General features: G+C 40.8%; 14 protein-coding genes. 11 read left to right on the top strand and 3 right to left on the bottom strand.

What is annotated here, in order from left to right; genetic code table 11:
* Positions 1 to 22 precede the first annotated feature (22 nt).
* From PHU20_RS14735 to PHU20_RS14695, 9 genes are all read left to right on the top strand, one after another.
* Positions 23 to 2,281 (top strand): patatin-like phospholipase family protein, encoded by a 2,259-nt coding sequence (locus PHU20_RS14735; RefSeq protein WP_274826153.1) that lies wholly within the window; start codon positions 23 to 25, stop codon positions 2,279 to 2,281.
* Positions 2,282 to 2,458: 177 nt separating this feature from the next.
* Positions 2,459 to 3,601 carry a 4-hydroxyphenylpyruvate dioxygenase gene (hppD, locus tag PHU20_RS14730; RefSeq protein WP_274826152.1) on the top strand — a complete coding sequence of 381 codons (1,143 nt, stop codon included), beginning with the start codon at positions 2,459 to 2,461 and terminating at the stop codon, positions 3,599 to 3,601.
* A 317-nt stretch (positions 3,602 to 3,918) separates the two neighbouring features.
* Positions 3,919 to 4,698 (top strand): DUF3108 domain-containing protein, encoded by a 780-nt coding sequence (locus PHU20_RS14725; RefSeq protein ID WP_274826151.1) that lies wholly within the window; start codon positions 3,919 to 3,921, stop codon positions 4,696 to 4,698.
* Between the two features lie 7 nt (positions 4,699 to 4,705).
* On the top strand, positions 4,706 to 5,683 hold the full coding sequence (locus tag PHU20_RS14720; protein WP_274826150.1) for a tryptophan 2,3-dioxygenase family protein: 978 nt from the start codon (positions 4,706 to 4,708) through the stop codon (positions 5,681 to 5,683).
* Complete coding sequence (locus PHU20_RS14715; protein WP_274826149.1) at positions 5,676 to 6,959, top strand: peptidoglycan DD-metalloendopeptidase family protein; 1,284 nt, start codon at positions 5,676 to 5,678, stop codon at positions 6,957 to 6,959. Before PHU20_RS14720 ends, PHU20_RS14715 begins: the two co-directional genes overlap by 8 nt.
* A gap of 1 nt (position 6,960) precedes the next feature.
* A complete protein-coding gene (pgi, locus tag PHU20_RS14710; protein ID WP_274826148.1) occupies positions 6,961 to 8,598 on the top strand; it encodes a glucose-6-phosphate isomerase in 1,638 nt (545 codons plus the stop codon).
* A 172-nt stretch (positions 8,599 to 8,770) separates the two neighbouring features.
* Positions 8,771 to 11,368, top strand: coding sequence for a TonB-dependent receptor (locus PHU20_RS14705; RefSeq protein ID WP_274826147.1), 2,598 nt, complete (start codon positions 8,771 to 8,773; stop codon positions 11,366 to 11,368).
* A gap of 103 nt (positions 11,369 to 11,471) precedes the next feature.
* Positions 11,472 to 11,927 carry a hypothetical protein gene (locus tag PHU20_RS14700; protein WP_274826146.1) on the top strand — a complete coding sequence of 152 codons (456 nt, stop codon included), beginning with the start codon at positions 11,472 to 11,474 and terminating at the stop codon, positions 11,925 to 11,927.
* Between the two features lie 55 nt (positions 11,928 to 11,982).
* The gene (locus tag PHU20_RS14695; protein ID WP_274826145.1) at positions 11,983 to 12,576 is read left to right on the top strand and encodes a 3-keto-disaccharide hydrolase; all 594 of its coding nucleotides are present in this window, start codon (positions 11,983 to 11,985) and stop codon (positions 12,574 to 12,576) included.
* Positions 12,577 to 12,578: 2 nt separating this feature from the next.
* On the opposite strand, the gene PHU20_RS14690 is transcribed toward PHU20_RS14695, so the two are convergent.
* Positions 12,579 to 13,616, bottom strand: a complete 1,038-nt coding sequence (locus tag PHU20_RS14690) for an endonuclease/exonuclease/phosphatase family protein (RefSeq protein ID WP_274826144.1) — start codon at positions 13,614 to 13,616, stop codon at positions 12,579 to 12,581.
* Positions 13,617 to 13,755: 139 nt separating this feature from the next.
* Between PHU20_RS14690 and PHU20_RS14685 the strand changes: the two genes are divergently transcribed.
* Positions 13,756 to 16,455: a peptidase associated domain and porin domain-containing protein gene (locus PHU20_RS14685; RefSeq protein ID WP_274826143.1), complete on the top strand. Its 2,700-nt coding sequence runs from the start codon at positions 13,756 to 13,758 to the stop codon at positions 16,453 to 16,455.
* A 68-nt stretch (positions 16,456 to 16,523) separates the two neighbouring features.
* Positions 16,524 to 17,897, top strand: coding sequence for a DUF5689 domain-containing protein (locus tag PHU20_RS14680; protein WP_274826142.1), 1,374 nt, complete (start codon positions 16,524 to 16,526; stop codon positions 17,895 to 17,897).
* A 6-nt stretch (positions 17,898 to 17,903) separates the two neighbouring features.
* Here PHU20_RS14680 and PHU20_RS14675 read toward each other — a convergent pair whose 3' ends face one another.
* Both PHU20_RS14675 and PHU20_RS14670 read right to left on the bottom strand, forming a co-directional pair.
* The gene (locus PHU20_RS14675; RefSeq protein WP_274826141.1) at positions 17,904 to 18,305 is read right to left on the bottom strand and encodes a response regulator; all 402 of its coding nucleotides are present in this window, start codon (positions 18,303 to 18,305) and stop codon (positions 17,904 to 17,906) included.
* Positions 18,274 to 20,145, bottom strand: coding sequence for a PAS domain-containing sensor histidine kinase (locus PHU20_RS14670; protein ID WP_274826140.1), 1,872 nt, complete (start codon positions 20,143 to 20,145; stop codon positions 18,274 to 18,276). The genes PHU20_RS14675 and PHU20_RS14670 overlap by 32 nt, the downstream gene beginning before the upstream one ends.
* Positions 20,146 to 20,333: the final 188 nt, after the last annotated feature.

Below are 20,333 nucleotides of genomic sequence, written 5' to 3'. Positions count from 1 at the left end.
TGATGTAACAAATAGCAAAAAGATGAAGTTTATACCTTTTCTACTTTTAATGGTGTTTATGGCCCAGGTAGGTGCCCAAAATACGGAACCTGAAAAAGAAATTAAAGTAGGTCTGGTGCTCAGTGGGGGCGGGGCAAAAGGAATGGCCCATATCGGGGCCCTGAAGGTCATAGAGGAGGCCGGGGTCAAGATAGATTATATTGGGGGAACGAGTATGGGAGCCATTGTAGGGGCCCTTTATGCATCGGGCTATTCGGCCACTCAACTCGACTCCATTTTCAGGAATATCGATTTTAACAGCCTCATCAGTGATGAGCTACCCAGGAACGTAAAAACCTTTTACGAAAAGGAAGATTCGGAGCGGTATGCCATAAACATACCTTTCGATAATTTCAAATTGGCGATTCCCCAAGGATTTTCAGGGGGGCAGAATATTTACCACCAAATGGTGAAATATTTATACCATGTTAAGGATATCAACGATTTTAAGCAATTGCCCATACCCTTTTTCTGTATTGCCACGAATGTGGAAACGGGCAATCAGGTAATACTCGATAAAGGGTATTTGCCAGAGGCCATAATGGCATCGGGAACATTCCCTTCCTTTTTTGAACCTTCGAACATTGATGGCGATATACTGATCGATGGTGGGGTGGTCAACAACTATCCATTGGAAGAGGTCAAGAAAATGGGGGCTGATGTTATTATCGGGGTCGATGTGCAACACGCCTTAAGGGATAGGAGTGAACTTTCTTCCGCTACCGGGATATTATTACAGATCAATAATTATAGGACCGTAGCCGATATGATTGAAAAAGCGTCTGCGACAGATGTCTATATAAAGCCCGATATGACCAACTATACGGTCATGGATTTTGATCTGGATGATGAGATCATCGAAAAAGGGAAACAGGCTGCCGAGGAAAAATTCGACCAATTAAAAGAGGTGGCTTCCAGGCAATCAGGTAGTTTTAAGGTGCCGGGCCATATCGAACCGGTCGACAGTCTGTCGATTTCAAAATTGACCTTGGCAGGTGATAATGAAAGTTTTACCCGTGGGTATGTAAAGGGGAAACTCAGATTTAGTTTGGATGAGGAAACCACATTTTTCAAATTACAACAAGGCATAAACAATTTAGCGGCTACCGGTAATTTTAAAACCATACGCTATGAACTTTTGTCAGACGGCGAAGGGGACGATCTAATCCTTAAACTCAATGAAAGCCCCAATAAAACTTTTTTGAAGATCGGGGCACATTACGATGACCTGTACCATAGCGCTGCCATCATCAATCTTACCCATAAGAACCTGATTTTCGGGGATGATGTGGCATCCTTCGATTTGATCTTGGGAGACCAAGTGCGCTATAATATGCAATATTATATCGATAAGGGTTCCTATTGGAGTTTTGGAATCAATTCAAGGTTCGATAATTTTGGGCAAGAAGTGGATTTTGACCTTATTGAAAGTAATTTTCCGGAAACAACGGGCCTAAGTATCAATTTTTTGGATATGGATGTTTTGGATATCACCAACCAAATCTACGTGCAGACCGTACTGCAGGAAAAGTTCGGGTTTATCTTGGGCATTGAACACAAATTCCTGGAATATAGCAGTGATACCATCGCGTCCGATTCCGATGATGGCACGGAAATACCCAATTCGACCGAAGATAGGACGTACTTCGAAAAAAGCAATTTCTACAGTACCTATGGGCAGTTGAAGTTCGATACGTATGACGACACCTATTTTCCCACAAAGGGATTGTTTTTTGATGGGGATTTCCATTTTTACCTACTATCCTCCGATTTTAGGGGTAATTTCAAGGAGTTTTCTGTCGCAAAAGGAAGGATGGGCGCGGCATTTGCTTTAGCTAAAAATTTATACCTGAATATTGAAACCGAAGGTGGTTTTAAATTAGGGACATCGGGAGTTGCCTCCTTTGATTTCATTTTGGGCGGATATGGGAATAACCTCATCAATAATTTAATCCCATTTATCGGATATGATTATCTATCCATTCCAGGAAATAGTTACGTAAAGTCCTATGCGCGGTTCGATTTGGAATTTGCGCCAAAGAACCATTTGATGCTTACAGCCAATATCGCCAATGTCGATGACGATCTTTTCAGGACCGGGGAATGGTTCACAGAACCGGATTATTCGGGTTTTGGCATCGGCTATGGCTTTGAAACTTTCATGGGCCCACTTCAAGTAATGTATTCCTTTTCCCCTCAAGGATCCAATAGGTTGTTTTTTAGTTTAGGGTATTGGTTTTGAAACCCTTAACAAGGTGTGTCGTGCTTTTTTACGATATTTGTTAGTAGCAACAACATGATGAAACCAAGAATTGAATTTTCGGCACATTTAAGGGCAATGTGGTAAGGCCATATCCCCAATGCCTTTTCGGCAATGACCTTGCCATAAAATTCAATCTTTAATTCAAAACTTTAAATCATGTCTATCTTGGATAACACTTCATTGCAATTGCCAAAGGAAAATCCTGACGCCGAGGATTTTCTGCCGCTTTTGGGAACCGATTATGTAGAACTTTATGTGGGCAATGCCAAACAGGCCGCCCACTATTATATGTCGGCCTGGGGTTTTCAACCTTTGGCCTACGCCGGACTTGAGACCGGACAAAAAGACAAGGTTTCTTATGTATTGAAACAAGATAAGATCAAGTTGGTATTGACGTCACCTTTGAAATCGGGCGGGGAGATCAACGAGCATCTCAATAGGCATGGCGATGGTGTAAAAGCGATTGCCCTTTGGGTCGATGATGCCACCAAAAGCCATTATGAAACCACGACTCGGGGAGCAGAGAGTTATTTGGAACCCCGATCCTTAAGGGATCAAGATGGCGAGGTAGTAGTGTCGGGTATTCATACCTACGGCGAAACCGTGCATTTATTTGTCGAAAGAAGTGGGTATAAAGGGGTCTTTTTACCCGGTTTCATAAAATGGGATCCCTTTTATAAGGCTTCCGATGTGGGTTTAAAGTATATAGATCATATGGTGGGCAATGTGGGGTGGAATGAAATGGACAAATGGTGTAAGTTTTACGAAGAGGTAATGGGTTTTGCCCAATTGATTTCCTTTGATGACAAGGATATCTCTACGGAGTATACCGCTTTAATGAGCAAGGTAATGAGTAATGGTAACGGTAGGATCAAGTTCCCGATCAACGAACCGGCCAAGGGAAAGAGAAAATCCCAGATAGAGGAGTATATTGAATTTTATAATGGGGCCGGTGTGCAGCATATGGCCATGGCCACCGATAATATTATCGAAACGGTAACCGCACTAAGGAATCGCGGTGTGGAGTTCCTGAAAGTACCGGCCAATTACTATGAGGATGTATTGGACAGGGTAGGTGAAATAGATGAGGATCTAATGCCCTTAAAAGAATTGAGTATTCTTATTGATCGGGACGATGAGGGTTACTTACTACAGATTTTTACAAAACCCATATTGGACCGACCTACCTTATTTATCGAAATTATCCAGAGAAAAGGGGCCAAATCTTTTGGGAAAGGAAATTTCAAAGCACTTTTTGAGGCCATCGAAAGGGAGCAGCAATTGAGGGGAACACTTTAAACGGGCGGTTTTTTCTTAACTAATTGCCAATAAACGGTCAGCATCCCTAAATATCTGTTAATGGTTTAGTTAAAGTACGTTAAAACAGTTTTTATGAGCGTAGTTATGTATTAAATTTGTGCTCGTAAGGGGTGGTTCCCTTACAACTTTAAGTATTGGTTTTTCATAATTTAAAGTTTGGTTGGTTATTTAGGAAAAGCCCAGTTGTAGAACTGGGCTTTTTTTTTACACAATACTTTGGAACATATTTTGTTTAAGTATATGTAAATATTAAAATGGATTCATTCTGTTTTAGTAGTTTTACTATAGAAATAGGGATGAGATTATTATTTACAATTTTGTTTTTGACCTTTACATTCGGGGGAGCTGCCCAGAATGGTGACTCGGTTTTTGAACCAGGGGAATGGTTGAAGTTCCGTATGCACTACGGTTGGCTGAATGCTAGTTATGCCACATTACAGGTAAGTTCGTCGAACATCGACGGTAAACCTGTATACCATGTCGTCGGTAGAGGAAAGACCACCGGTTTTGCCAGTATCTTTTTTAAGGTCGACGATCTGTATGAAAGCTATTTCGATAAGGAAAATGGCAGGCCCTATAGGTTTATCCGTAAAATAGACGAAGGCGGTTACACGAAAGACGTAGAGATCAATTTTCATCATGACAAGGATAAAGCCGTCCTTAATGATAAAAAAAACAAGAAAAAGATTAATTTTGCACTTCAGGATAGCATTCAGGACCTTATCTCTGCCTTTTATTATCTGCGGAACAATTATGAGCCAAAGGATTTGGTGAAAGGGGAGGCCATAAAATTGAAATTACTATATGATGATGATGGTATATTCAATTTTCAACTGAAGTATTTGGGCAACGATATCATAAATACCAAATTCGGGAAGGTCGAATGTTATAAATTTAGACCATTGGTGCAATCGGGTAGGGTGTTCAAGGAACAGGAAAGCCTTACGTTGTGGGTTTCCAAGGACAAAAACAAGATCCCGATCCGAATAAAGGCCGATTTGGCCGTAGGTTCCATAAAGGCCGATTTGGATGGGTATAAAGGTCTAAAACACCAGTTTAAAATTCTAATGGATTGACCCAACAATGGATAACAAAGAGAAGATCGAGTCCCAGATATTAAAACTAGAGGAAAAATATAAGGATTCTGGTCAAGATCTTAGCTCCTACTTGGATGGCTTGCTTTATCAAAGGTATCTTACCTATTGGGATTACATTCACTTGGATACTCTTTTGAGTCTTCAAGTACCACGTACGTATTTTCCCGATGAGGAAATATTTATCATGTACCACCAGATTACCGAGCTTTACTTTAAACTGATCCTTCATGAACAAAAGCAGTTTGTAGACCATAAAGCCCAGGATATCGATTTTTATATCGAAAAGGCTAGGCGGATCAACAGTTATTTCGAAGCCTTGATTTCCTCGTTCAGCATCATGATCAAAGGGATGGAACGTGAGCAGTTCCTTCAATATAGAATGGCCTTGTTACCTGCAAGCGGTTTTCAATCGGCCCAGTATCGAATGATCGAAGTGTATGCAACGGGATTGGAGAATTTGGTGCATCGTGATGAGCGCGATCGGTTTTCATCAAGCAACCCCATCGAGGAACTCTTTGAGAATATCTATTGGAAAAAAGGGGCTACGGATATCAAAACGGGTGAAAAAACCCTGACCTTGAAGCAGTTTGAATATCGATACACCCCTCGATTGATCCGTATTGCCAAACAGGTGAAAAACAGTACGATATACGATAAATATTTAGAGCTCCCGGAAGAAAAAAAGAACAATACAAAGCTCATTCAAGCGTTAAAGACATTGGATATCAATGCGAATATAAATTGGCCATTGATGCATTTGGGTTCGGCACATAGATATTTGGGAAAAGAAAGTGGGGAAGTGGCCGCGACCGGAGGTACTAACTGGAAAAAATATTTACCACCAAGTTTTCAAAAAGTAATATTTTTTCCTGAAATTTATTCAAAAGAGGAGTTGAACGAATGGGGCAAACAATGGGTAGACCATATGTTTAATCCAGAAAAATTAAAAATGGGTAATGCATAAATTTTGGGGCATTTTTATGGCATTTATGCTACTTGCTTCCTGCAAGGAAAATAAAGCGGAACGATCAGGCGATGGTGACGGTACCGAATTGGCCATGGTCAAAGAGCCGGCCATAATAAAGCATTATGGCTTTAACTTCGACGATTTTAAAGTACAGCATGATACGGTGAGAAATGGGGATAGTTTTGGGGAATTGATGTTGAGCCATAAGGTAGACTACCCAAAAATAGCCAAGATATCGGAAGAGTTTAAAGATACCTTCGATGTGCGTAAGATCCGCATTGGCAAGCCCTATGTTATCTTGAAATCGAAAGACACTTTGGAGCAGGCCCAAGTTTTCATTTATGAAAACGATGCGATTAATTACACGGTAGTCGATCTTAGGGACACTGTTGTGGCCTATAAGGACAAAAAACAGGTTACGTATGTAGAACGCGAGGCCTCCGGCATCATTGATTCCTATTTGGACCAAGCGATAATCGATCAGAACATTGATTATAGCATGTCGTTCAAATTGTCGGAGATTTATGCTTGGACCATTGATTTTTTCAAACTCCAAAAAGGAGATCGCTTTAAGATCATCTATAAGGAAAAGTATATCAATGATTCCATTTATGTGGGGGCTGGACCTATAGAAGCCGCTTATTTTGAGCATAACGGTAGGCCTATATATGCCTTTCCGTATCAGCACGATTCCCTAAAGAATATTTTGGAATATTATGATGAAGAGGCGAATAACCTAAGACGGACATTTTTAAGGGCACCGATCAAATTCAATTATCGGATCTCTTCACGCTATAATCTTAAAAGAAGGATCCGTTATTATGGGTATAAAGTGCGGCCGCATAAAGGAACCGACTATGCCGCACCTATCGGTACCCCTATCATTGCAACCGCGGATGGTACGGTCACCGAGTCCACCAGACGTGGCGGTAACGGGAAATATGTTAAGATTCGGCATAACGGTACATATTCCACCCAGTATCTGCACATGAAAAATCAAAAGGTTAAAAGAGGTGAATTTGTACGGCAAGGAGATGTCATTGGTTGGGTAGGTATGACCGGTAATACCGGAGGACCCCATGTGTGTTATCGTTTTTGGAAGAATGGCCGTCAAGTCGATCCCTTAAAAGAAGATTTGCCTTTGGCAGAGCCTCTTGCAGAGGAATTAAGGCCTGACTATTTTGAATTCATTACCCCTTTGCGGGAACAATTGGATTGTATAGAATATATGGATAATTCCATAGAAGAAGAATTGATAACACTTAATGAGTAATATGGCACTAAAGAACATCGACCCTACGAAAACCGAAGCTTGGAAAAAATTGGCCCAGCATTATAACACGACAAAGGATGCGCATTTAAAGGAATTGTTTTTAAAGGATAGTGGAAGAGGGAAAGAATTCACTATTGAATGGGAGGATTTTTTATTCGATTTCTCCAAGAATAGGATGACCAAGGAAACCTTATCCTTGTTATTGGAATTGGCCGATGAGGTTGGTTTAAAAGATGCCATATCCAAATATTTTGGAGGGGAGGCTATCAACCAAACCGAGAACAGGGCTGTATTGCATACGGCATTACGTGCCAAAAAAACAAATTCGGTCCTAGTGGATGGGGTAAATGTGGTTCCTGAGGTCTACGAAGTCAAAGAACATATAAAAACCTTTACAGGGGAAATCATCTCAGGTGCAAAAAAAGGATTTACGGGAAAGGCCTTTACCGATGTGGTGAATATTGGAATAGGAGGTTCGGATCTCGGTCCTGCCATGGTGGTAGAAGCGCTGAAATATTATAAGAATCACCTAAAGACCCATTTTGTAAGTAATGTAGATGGTGATCATGTACATGAAGTCCTAAAGGAATTGGATCCGGAAACCACTTTGTTCGTTGTGGTGTCCAAGACGTTCACTACCCAGGAAACCCTAAGTAACGCCACTACGATTAAAAAATGGTTTTTAAAACATGCCACCCAGGAAGATGTGGCCAAGCATTTTGCGGCTGTTTCCACGAATGCCGAGAAAATAGCCGAATTCGGGATAGCGGAAGAGAATGTATTTCCAATGTGGGATTGGGTCGGTGGCCGATTTTCTTTATGGAGTGCAGTGGGCATTACGATAGCCTTAGCGGTCGGTTATGAAAATTTCGATGCCCTTTTAATGGGGGCGAATGCCATGGATGATCATTTTGAAAACACGGAATTCGACAGTAATATTCCGGCAATTATGGCCCTGTTGAGTATCTGGTACAATAATTTCCATAAGGCCGAAACCGAGGCGATAATTCCCTATACCCAATATCTAAGTAGGTTTTCTGCCTATTTGCAACAGGGTATCATGGAAAGTAATGGGAAAAGCGTGGATCGTAACGGGAATCCCGTCAATTACCAAACGGGCACTATTATTTGGGGTGAACCAGGGACGAATGCCCAACACGCCTTTTTCCAGTTGATCCACCAAGGAACCAAGTTGATTCCGGCCGATTTTATTGGGTTCAAGGAATCCCTTCACGGTGATACCGACCACCATAACAAATTAATGGCCAATTTCTTTGCACAGACCGAGGCACTAATGAACGGCAAAACAACGGAAGAGGTGCTTTCGGAATTGGAACAAAAGAATTTGTCGCAAGAAGCGATTGCGAAATTAGTTCCTTTCAAGGTTTTTGCGGGCAATAAGCCTACCAACACTTTTTTGATAAACAAACTTACCCCACATAGTTTAGGGGCATTGATCTCGGCGTATGAGCACAAGATTTTTGTTCAGGGTGTAATTTGGAACATCTATAGTTATGATCAATGGGGAGTGGAATTGGGAAAACAATTGGCGACAAATATTTTAAAGGATATCGATAATTCGGAAATTTCCGATCATGACGCCTCTACATTGAATCTTTTGCAAAAATTTAAGAAATAAACAGGTACAAATTCATTTCTTAATGGCGGTTGATAACTTCTTAACTATCAATCGCCATTCGTGTGTAATTATGTTAATTTTAACACGTAAAATTTAACATAGGCTTAATATACGGTCCGTTTAAAAAGTTCACATTTGCAGACTGTATTTAATCAAATTAAACACTTAAAGAATGAGAAGAATGTACATGGTCTTAGCGGCTTTTCTAATGACTGCTTTGGCGTTTTCCCAAGAAACAATCACTGGTACTATCGTAGACGGTGAAACCAGTGACCCGCTTCCAGGGGCAAGTATTGTAGTTAAAGGCACTACTAAAGGTGCGACTACGGATTTTGACGGTAAATTTTCCTTGAATGTGGCCGAAGGTTCAGGAACCTTGGTTATTTCTTACATGGGTTATGTAACCAAGAATGTTGCTTTTAAAAAGGGGGGTAGTATTGGTACAATCGCTTTAGCTCCAGATGCTGAACAATTGGGTGAGGTTATTGTTGTTGGTTCTGGGCTTATCGACCTTGCAACTGACAGACAAACGCCAATTGCGGTATCTACTATAGGAGTTGCCGAGATTCAAGCTAAGGTTGGTTCTCAAGATGTTACCATGACCTTGGTTAATACTCCTTCTGTATATGTTGCTGGTCAATCCGGTGGTTTTGGGGATACCGAAATTAGGGTTCGTGGTTTTGAGCAAGATAATACGGCATTCCTTTTGAACGGTCAGCCAATCAACGGTATGGAAGATGGTAAAATGTATTGGTCTAACTGGTCCGGAATTTCAGATATTGCGAACGGTATCCAAATACAAAGAGGTTTAGGTTCTTCCAAATTGGCCATTTCTTCTGTTGGGGGTACTGTGAACTTTGTTACCAAAACTACCGATATGAGAGAAGGTGGTTTTGTTTCTGCTGGTATTGCCAACGATAATTATATAAAAACCACTGTAGGATATAATACCGGGGTAGGTGAAAAAGGTTTTGGTGCAAGTGTAATGCTTTCACATTGGCAAGGTGATGGTTACAGCAATGGTACTTTTGGTGAAGGCCAAACGTATTTCATTTCATTAGGGTACAAACTTAACGATGCCCATAACTTCAACTTTTTGATTACCGGTGCTCCACAGTATCACGACCAACATTATACTGAGAGGATTTCTGAGTATCAAGAATATGGTATGCTTTATAATGGTAACTATGGCTACCTTAATGGGGAATATCTTACACAAAGAAGAAATTATTATCACAAACCGGTTGCCAACTTAAACTGGGATTGGACTATTGACGATACGTCTAGTTTATCGACTGTACTTTACGCGTCTTGGGGACGTGGAGGTGGTACCGGTAGTTATGGCAATAGCCCTGGTTATATATCTAATAGTATTACCGATCAAGGATTGATAGATTGGGACGCTGTTGCGGATTATAATGATGGAATTACAGACGGTATAGGTGTTGGATCTTCTTATTATGGATCTGCAATTAGAGCATCCGTCAACAATCACAAATGGTTTGGTTTGGTCACTAATTATAGTAAGGAAATTAATGAGAATCTTACCTATAACCTTGGTGCGGATTTAAGAACCTACACAGGATCTCACTTTAGACAACTTGTTAATTTACTAGGGTTAAACGGATTTGATGAAAGTGCCAGTGAGCAATATCCTGATGGTTACATTGTTAGTTCTACATTCAAACCCAGTGCTTGGTCTTCATTGTTCGATTATGCTGATGAAGATGAAAGAATAGCTTATGATTACGATGAAAGAATTAATTATGGAGGTGTTTTTGGACAATTGGAATATGCTAAAGATGCTTACTCTCTTTTTGTACAAGGTTCTGTATCTAACCAAAGTCACGTAAGATGGGATAGATATCAATATACCGAAGCTGAAGAAGAGTCTGAAACAATTAATAATACAGGTTATAATATAAAAGGTGGTGGTAGCTATGCCATTAACAATCAAAACAAGTTTTATGTTAATGCCGGTTATTATTCTCGTCAGCCTTATCATGACAATATCTATCTGAATTATGCTAATGATGTTAACCCATTAACAGAAAATGAGAAAATTCTTGGTCTTGAAGCAGGGTATACATTTAGCACATCTAATTTTAATGCGAGATTGGATGTTTATCGAACTTCATGGAAAGATAGGGTGGTAAGTTCTTCCGATACAGATGATTTTGGAGCAATTATATATGAAACCGATGAAGGCGTTGAACAACTTCACAGTGGTGCGGAATTGTCTTTGGATGCAAGGCCTTTACCAAATTTAAAGTTAACAGGATTCCTTTCAGTAGGGGATTGGAAATATGTCGGTGACGCTGTTACTACAGAAAGGGATGAAGACAGAAACGTGTTGTCTACGGATGTTGAAGATGTAGATGGTGGTGAAGTCGGTGGTGCTGCCCAAACTACATTTGGATTAGGATTTGATTACGAATTTATTGAAAGAATGTCTTTGGATGCCAACTACAGATATTATGATAAGCTTTACGCTGATGTGGGAGCTGTTAAAAGTAATATTGAATTGCCAAGCTTTGGATTGTTGGATGCCGGGGTTTCTTATAGAATGTTGTTAGGTAAAAATGATGGCAAGTCTTTGTTGTTTAGATTTAATGTGAACAATGTACTAAATGAAGAGTATATTTCAAAAATGACATCTAATTACGAAGCGGAGGCTGGCGATGAAACGTACAAAGGCATCAATACCAGTAATTATGTTTACTTTGGTAATGGTACTACATGGAATTTTAGCTTACGTTACAAATTCTAATCATAGGAATTATATGATATTAAAACCCTGACGGCAACGTCAGGGTTTTTTTATGCCTAAAAAGTAGTATTTTTAAACCATAAAATTAATCAACGTATATATTATGGAAGAACCAGGACTTGCATATCAATGGGTACTGCAGTTACACTCTTATTTGGCCTATGTGGCATTAGCTGTTTTGTTTTTGGCCGTAGCCAATGCCATCATCGGTTTGGTAAGCAACAAAATGTTTTTACCCCAAAAAGATTTTAGAATCAGTCTTTTTGCACTTATCCTTTGTCATTTACAACTTTTGGTTGGCCTTATTTTGTTTTTTGTATCCCCTAGTGGTTTAAATGCCATCCAGACACTGGGGATGGGAGGAATGAATTCCGCAGCTAGGTTATTGGCCGTCGAGCATCCTTTTATCAATATTATCGCTTTGGTCCTGATTACCATAGGGTGGTCTAGACATAAGAAGTTTATGGAAGGCAAGAAAAAGTTCAAAAGTATCGCCGTTTTCTATGGTCTTGGCCTTGTACTTATATTAAGTAGGATTCCTTGGAACCAATGGTTGTAACTTAAGGTTCTTCTATTAAGGTGTTTATGGGTTTACCAACGTTTAAAAAGTAACGATGAAAAATACGCTTCTTATTATAGCATTCTTGTGTACATTAATTGGATTTGGCCAAGAACAATCCTTGTTCAATGGAAAGGACCTTACGGGTTGGACGGTCTATGGTACCGAGAAATGGTATGTTGAAGATGGGTTGTTGGTCTGTGAAAGTGGTCCCGACCAACAATATGGATACCTTGCCACCGACAAACACTATAAAGATTTTACCCTTACCCTGGAGTTCAAACAGGAGGCTGATGGCAACAGTGGGGTTTTCATTCGTTCAACCGTCGACGGTACCAAAGTAAGCGGGTGGCAGGTTGAGGTAGCCCCTCCGGGAAATAATACCGGTGGTGTTTATGAATCTTATGGTCGTGGTTGGCTGATCAAACCCGATCCTGAAAAAGACAAGGTCTTGAAGATGGGGGAATGGAACGAAATGAAGATCCGTGTCTATAGCGATAAATTGACCTCTTGGCTCAATGGGGTAGAGATGGTCACCATTCGGGATGAAAAAATCGGAAAGGGAGTAGGTTCCATTGCGTTACAGATCCATGATGGGGGCGGTATAAAGGTTAAATGGAGGAATATCAGGATCGCCTTGCCCCAATAAGTTCATCCAGAGGGTTTTATCAGGAGTAGATATACGGGAAAATGATCGCTATATCCTCCCATATAGTTGCCTCCGGCGTACGTTCGGAAAGGATAACCTTTATAACGCCCATTTTTACTGAAAAGATAGGGTGCCGTAAAAACATTCGCTTTCCAAAATAAATAGCCATTGTCTTGGTTCAACCAATTTGAAGTGAAGATCAATTGGTCAAAAAGGTTCCATTTATCCCTATAGGCCAAAGAACCTACCCCCTTTTTATATATTTTTTCCATAGGGTTGAAAAGATCGGTTTCTGTTAGTTGGTTTTTCTTGCCTTGGGTTTTTAAAATTTTCTTCAGGCTGTCGTCAATGGGATCGTCGTTTAAATCCCCCATACTTATGATTTTGGCTGAATGATCTAATTCCAGGATAGAATCCATGATCTTTTTGTTTAAGGCCGCAGCGGCCAAACGGTTGGGTCTACTCCTCGCCTCCCCACCACTACGTGAAGGCCAGTGGTTTACGATACAATAGATCTGTTCGTCATCAAGTAGGCCACCAACTACCAATTGGTCACGGGTATAATCGCGTTCTCCTTCTTCGTTCTGCAACAACAACCTTCTACTCTGAAAACTAGTCGGCAAAAAGGCAGATTGCTTGTAAATAAGGGCCACATCGATCCCCCGTTCATCCGGGGAATCAAAATGGATGATTCCGTAATCCATTTTTTCGAGGTTAGGATGATGGACCAAATCTTCCACTACTTCTTTGTTTTCCACTTCACAGAGGCCTACAATATCCGGAGCGGAAGGGGCAGGGTCTCGACCGATATCAGAGATTACCTTGGCGATATTGCCGATTTTATGACGGTATCTTTCTTCGGTCCATAGGTCTTTGCCCATGGGAGTACGGTCATCGTCAAAGGTTAAAGGGTCGTTTATGGTATCAAAAAGATTCTCGACATTGTAAAATGCGATGGTCCTGATTTTATAAGCGGTTTCTTTCTGGGAAGAGACGAAAATCGGAAGACAAATGATAAGGAAAAGAAGTTTGATATTCATTGTTATTCGTAAAAATACACATGAAAAATAATAATTATTAAGTAAAAAGCCACAAAAGTTGTGTATTCTTAATATATTTAACAGGAAAGCCAACCATATCCTTGTTAAATTGCGATTCATTATAGTTACATTTTTCGCATTGCAGCTAAGCCAAATAAATTATGGCCAAGAGATGCATATGGTTTCCGGTTATGTACTTTCCGCCCATTCAATGACGCCTATTAATGAGGGAATAATTCTTTTGGAAGGGGGGCATACTTCCGTGAAAACAGATCAATTCGGTTATTTCGAAATGCAAATGTCCGATTCCGGGAATTTTATACTTAGCGTGTCGGCATCCGCTTATGTTTCCAAAAGGATTCCGATATTTTATAATGGAAGCAGTATCGGATTGGGGAATATTCTACTTGAAAAGGATATTGAATTCGACAAAACCGATAACCTTGTCACCTTGACCGACACCGAATTTTCTGAAGAGGAAAGTTCCATGGTCACGGCGGGATTGTTACAGGCCACAAAGGATGTGTTTTTGAAAAGGGCGGCTTTTGATTTCGGTCAGGCTTTCTTTCGGGTGCGTGGTTATGATTCCAGGAACGGAATCGTGATGATCAATGGAATACCCATGAATAAACTATTTGATGACCGTCCACAATGGAACAATTGGGGAGGTTTGAACGATATAACAAGAAATCAACAATTTTCAAACGGTTTGAATCCTTCCGATTACACTTTCGGCGGAATTTTGGGAAATACCAATATAGATACCCGACCTTCCGGTTTGCGTCCGGGATTTCGTTTTTCGGCTTCGGCTTCCAATAGGACCTATACGGGTAGGGTCATGGGCACCTACACCTCACCGAAGAACGGCAACGGATGGTCCTACTCCATTTCGGGTTCTCGAAGATGGGCCAAGGAGGGTTATATTCATGGAACTTTGTACGATGCCTACTCTTTATATGGGGCAATCGAATATAAAATGGATGCTAAGAATAGTTTGGCGGCCACGGCGATTTTGGCTTCCAATAGACGGGGTCGATCCTCGGCAATCACCGAGGAAGTTTATCAGCTCACCAATAATCGCTATAACCCTTATTGGGGGTATCAAAATGGTGAAATCCGCAATTCGAGGGAGCGCAAAATAGTAGAACCGATCCTTATGTTGAACCACTATCTGGAATCGGACAATTTTAGTTTGAATACCGGGATTTCATACCAATCAGGGAGCCATGCAAAAAGTAGGTTGGGCTACTACAATGCCCCGAATCCCGATCCGGTCTATTATCGTTACCTGCCGAGTTATTATATCAATAGTTCAATCGGTGCCAATTTTATTGGAGCCGAAATGGCTAAACGGGGCTTTTTGAATGACCCACAAATTAAATGGGGGTCATTGTATACGGCCAATTCTTCGGAAAAAGCAGCTTATGTTTTGTATGATGATGTCGTTGAAGACCAACAATTAACGATAAATAGTATCGGTAATATCAACTTCTCAAATCACCTGAAAATGGATTTTGGTTTTACTTTTAGACAATTGAAATCTGATAATTATGCGAAGATCAACGATCTTTTAGGGGCAGCGTTCCATGAGGATGTCGATCCTTTTTCAAATACCGCGAACAACCTTGATGAACCTTCTGAACGATTTGATGGGGATATTTTCAATTACCATTATGAACTGGCCGCAAACCAGTGGAAAGCCTTTGTCCAATTAGGATATACGTATAAAAAATGGAATGGGTTCGTTGCCGTAAATCAAATAGGAACCGATTACCGAAGAATCGGATTTTTTAGAAATGGGCGTTATTTGGATAATTCACTGGGCGAAAGTGAAACCAAGGACTTTTCGGACTTTGGTTTGAAAGGGGGACTTTCGCATCAGATTACGGGTAGGCATTGGGTAAAGGTCAATGCTGCCTTGATAGACAGACCCGCAGTAATTCAAAATACCTTTATCAACCCCAGGGAGAACAATGAAATCGTACCCGATCTGCAAAGTGAGACCGTTAGTAGTTTGGATGTCAATTACTTTTTAAGATTGCCTAAATTGATCGGTAGGTTCACGGGTTTCTATACGCGATTTCAGAATATTACCGATGTCAATTATTTTTATGTGGATGCCGGCGTAGGTTCCGAATTTGTCCAAGAGGTCATTACCGATTTGGATAAGTTGCATATGGGGATCGAAATGGGACTGGAGTATGAATTGTCATCAATGGTGAAACTTTCTGCCGTAGCTGCGATAGGTAAGTACCTGTATGCGAGTTATCCCAATGTTTCCGTCAATTTCGATACGGCCGGGGCAGAGGAAGATTTGATCAACCTTGACGGTAATGTCGATTTGGGTATAGCCAATGTCAAGGATCATAAATTGGCTCAAGGCCCTCAAAAGGCCTTTGCTTTGGGTATTGAATACCGGGACCCCAAATACTGGTGGGTAGGGGCTACGGCGAATTATTTGGCCAATAACCATGCCGGTATCTCAATGATAACCAGAACACGGAGTTTTTATATAGACCCGGACACCGGTCAACGGTTTCCGGATGCGACGGAGGGGAATGTCGCGAGGTTATTAAAACAGAAACCCTTGGAAGATTTTTATTTATTGAATTTGGTCGGGGGGAAATCCTGGTTGAAAAACGGAAAGTACATCAGCGTTTTCGCAAGTATCAACAATGTCTTTGATACGGTGTTCAGAACTGGAGGCTATGAACAGAGTAGAAATGGAAATTATGGGCAATTACGACAGGACAATCTTAGCGGTACGCCGTCCTTTGCCCCAAAATATTGGTATGGCTATGGGCGAACGTATTTTTTGAATTTGGCTTATAGTTTTTAAGGGATCGTAAAGGTAACGTCCGGATCGGTTCTCAAGTTTACAAAGTATTGCGAAAATATACGAAGGAAATGAAGTTTACACCCTTACTATTAAAATCACTGGGTACTATCCTGGTCCTGATGATACCCTTGGGATGTGTAAAGGACCGGAATTTTAAGGCGCCGGAAGAATCCTGTGTTTCGGAGTGGGAATCAAATGCGACCTATGCCCAAGTAAAGGATTTGTATGTTGATGGTACCCTGCAGATCCAAGACGATCTGATCATTGAAGGCTATGTCGTTTCATCCGATAAGGAGGGCAACTTTTTCAGTTCCCTTCACTTTCAGGATAGTCCCGAAAATCCTACCGAGGGATTTCAATTGGAGTTTGATCTTCGTGATTCCCACCTGTTTTATCCGGTGGGCAGTAAAATTCATATACGGTTAAAAGGACTCTATCTGGGAAAACAACAAGGGGTCTATAAGTTGGGAGGGGTTTATACCTCATTTGGTAATTTGTCGGTAGGTAGATTGCCTGTAAGTGTTGTCCCCCAACATCTTTATAGGGCATGTGGACAGGAAATTGCCCTGTCACCGTTGGAGGTGCACTTAGACGACTTGGAAGATCATATGGTCAATACCTTAGTGAAACTCAATAATGTTGAAATCATAGAGGAAGAATTGGGGTTGTCTTATGCCGATTCGGAAGAAGAGACCGAACGTACGCTTATCGATTGTAACGATAATGAGATTATATTGTTGAACAGTGGGTATTCCGACTTTCAGTCGAGTAGCCTTCCAAGTGGTAGCGGCACCGTCGTTGGCGTACTTTTAAAGGATAATGAGGATTTCCATCTTGTCATTCGTGGCGTAAACGATATGGATCTTGAGAACGAAAGATGTGCCGAGGTCGTTGATGAATTCACTTCAAATTCAATATTCATTTCTGAATTGGCCGACCCTGATAATAATGCCGGGGCCCGTTTTGTGGAGCTTTATTATTCCGGTACAGGCGTATTGCCTTTAAAAGGCTGGTCATTGCATCGCTTTACCAATGCCAATACCGAAACGAGCTCGACCATCGATTTATCGGGGCATGAAATAGCAGCCGAAAGTACGTTATTGATCTCACCCAATGGTTCCGAATTTGAAGCCGTCTATGGTTTTGCTCCTAATGTAACCGTGGGTACCAACAGCCCTGCAGATTCCAATGGGGATGACAACCTACAATTGGTAGACCCATTCGGAACGGTAATCGACATGTTTGGCGTCATAGGAGAGGATGGCTCCGGTACGGATCACGAATTTGAGGACGGCAGGGCACTTAGAAAGCCCGGTATCATCGAAGCGAACCCCACCTATACCTTCAGTGAATGGTTAATTTACAATGATACGGGTGCGTCAGGGACTACCGATCAGCCCCAAAATGCCCCTACGGACTTTTCACCGGGAAGTCACCCATGAAAAAAATCAGGCTACATCGGCCAATACATCTTTAAGATCTTGGGGGGTAATCGGTTTAAGTATGTAGTTATGAACAATATCATACCCCTTTACGCGTTCAACGTCCCGTGGATCTACCGAGGAACTTATGATATATACGGTAACCATTTCCCGATTGTTATTGGGGATTTTTATAAAATTCTCTAAAAATTCCCATCCGTCCATGATGGGCATATTCAAGTCTAAAAAAACCACAGAAGGCAATTTTTTACCTTGGGCGGTAATGTTCAATAATCCGTCAATGGCCTCTTGGCCATTATTGAAGACTAAGATATCATCACAAAAATCGATTTCTTTCATGATTCTTTTGGTACCATAAATAAATATGGGATCATCATCAATAATGCAGGTACTCTTTATTTTTTTCATTTGTTTTTGGATATTCTTTTTCAATTGTTTTTTGGAATCTAAGTCTAAACGTGGTTCCTTTATCCACCGCACTTTCAACTTCGATTTTACCGTTCATGGCCTCAATTTGGTTTTTGGTGATGAATAGACCAATTCCCTTGGAATCTTTGTGGTTATGGAAGGTTTTGTACATTCCAAACAGCTTTTTGCCGTGTTTGTCCAGATCAATGCCCAGACCGTTGTCTGCGAATGTGAAAATGACCCTGTTTTCTTTTTCTTCAGCTTCTATGGTAATGACCGGCTTTCTTTTAGGGGAGCTGTATTTGATGCTGTTCGTGAACAAATTGAGCAAAATACTGTCTAAATAGGCAGGTATGGCTTCTATGTATATCGATTCATCAATACGCATATTACAAACCGCTTCCTTTTCTTGCAATAAGGCCGTAATATTGTTTTCTACTTTCTTAAGGGCTTTCTGTAGATTGATTTTTTTTGTCTTTTCTTCCGAATTGGTCTTTACATGCACCACTTCACTCAAATGGGTTACGGTCTCATTGAGACTTGAGGATGCATCATTGAGCATTTTGATCAAATTTATTTTCTCATTGTCACTCGTTTCGTTCAAAAGGAAGCCGGTCAACATGGAAAGGTTACTTGAATGTGATCTCAGGTTGTGGGAGACGATATGGGCAAAATTCATTAGACTTTCGTTCTGTTCATTGGTGATCTTCAATAAGTCCTTAAGTTGAAGTTCCGTGGTTTTGGATTCCGTGATATCCCAAGTGGCTCCCAACAAACGTGAGGGTTTGCCATTTTCGTAACGGCTAATCGTAAATTCGGTTCGGATATGTCTGATCTCCCCATTGGGCCAAATTATCCTGAACTCCATGGTTCGATTTTTCTTGTCGGCGATAGTCGAGGTCAATTCAGTATGGCACCTCATATAGTCCTCTGGATGTATAATGGCCTTCCAGGCTTCAATGGTTCCTTTAAACCTGCCTTTGGTCACCCCGTAGATGCGATGAAGGTTGTCATCCCATATAACATGTTCATCGTTGATATGATATTCCCATATCCCGATGTTGGCAGCATCGGTGGTGGCAATGGTCAATCTTTCGGAAATTTCTTCATTGTGCAACTCAATGCGTTTTTTTTGATCGATATTCTGAAAGGTACCATAGATCCGGATACATTTATTGTCCACGATTTCACATTCCCCGATACTTCTTACCCAGCGTTCATGACCATTTGCAGTGATGAGAATCGTTTCAATGTCCCAAGGCGTACCGTGTGTAAGGGCTTCGTTTATCGCCTTTTCCATTTTTTGGCGATGTTCCCCTTTCTTATAAAACCTAAGGCCTTTGTCCAAATCCATTTCATAGTCCAAAGGCAGTTCATGTATTTCTTTCGTAATATCACTTAAATACGCTTTGTTGGCAACAAAATCGAATTCCCAACCCCCTATTTTCGCTACCTGTTGTACGCTTAACAAGAGCTCCTCATTTCTTTTCGCCATGGTGATGTCCTCAGCAACGATCAACAATCCACTTAGGCCCCTTTCTTCTTCCTTCCAACCTTTCACTTGCCAATCGATATATTTTAACCTACCCTCTGAAGTGACGATTTTTTGGATTTTATGTTTCTTTATGGTCTGTTTAAGACATTCCCCATGTATTTTTTTTATTTCCTGTGGGGTATCGGGGAAAATATCATAAAACGATTTGCCAATGATGTCGGGTTCATTGATATCCAATTCTTCCAGCCATAATTTTGAATGGTTTAAAAATCGCATTTCATGATCCACAATGGCCATGGGATATATGGATTCTTTAAAAAGGAAATTGAAGTGATGTGATGCCAAAGGATTGTTTTTTAGTTCGTTAAATATACGAAATTAACAATATTGCGTAGGAAAACTCGCTAAAAGTAAGGTTTATGGCCATTTTTTCAATAAAAGCCTTGTTTTTATTGAGGTTCGGGCAGTTTATATATGTCCCAAATGTACTGTTGATTTCCAGGGTTTTATTAAAAGTGACTTGGTGGGAAACG

Source organism: Maribacter polysaccharolyticus (assembly GCF_028882255.1).
In the GTDB taxonomy this organism is placed as follows: Bacteria; Bacteroidota; Bacteroidia; order Flavobacteriales; family Flavobacteriaceae; genus Maribacter_A; species Maribacter_A polysaccharolyticus.
This window is presented reverse-complemented; position numbering and strand designations above follow the sequence as displayed.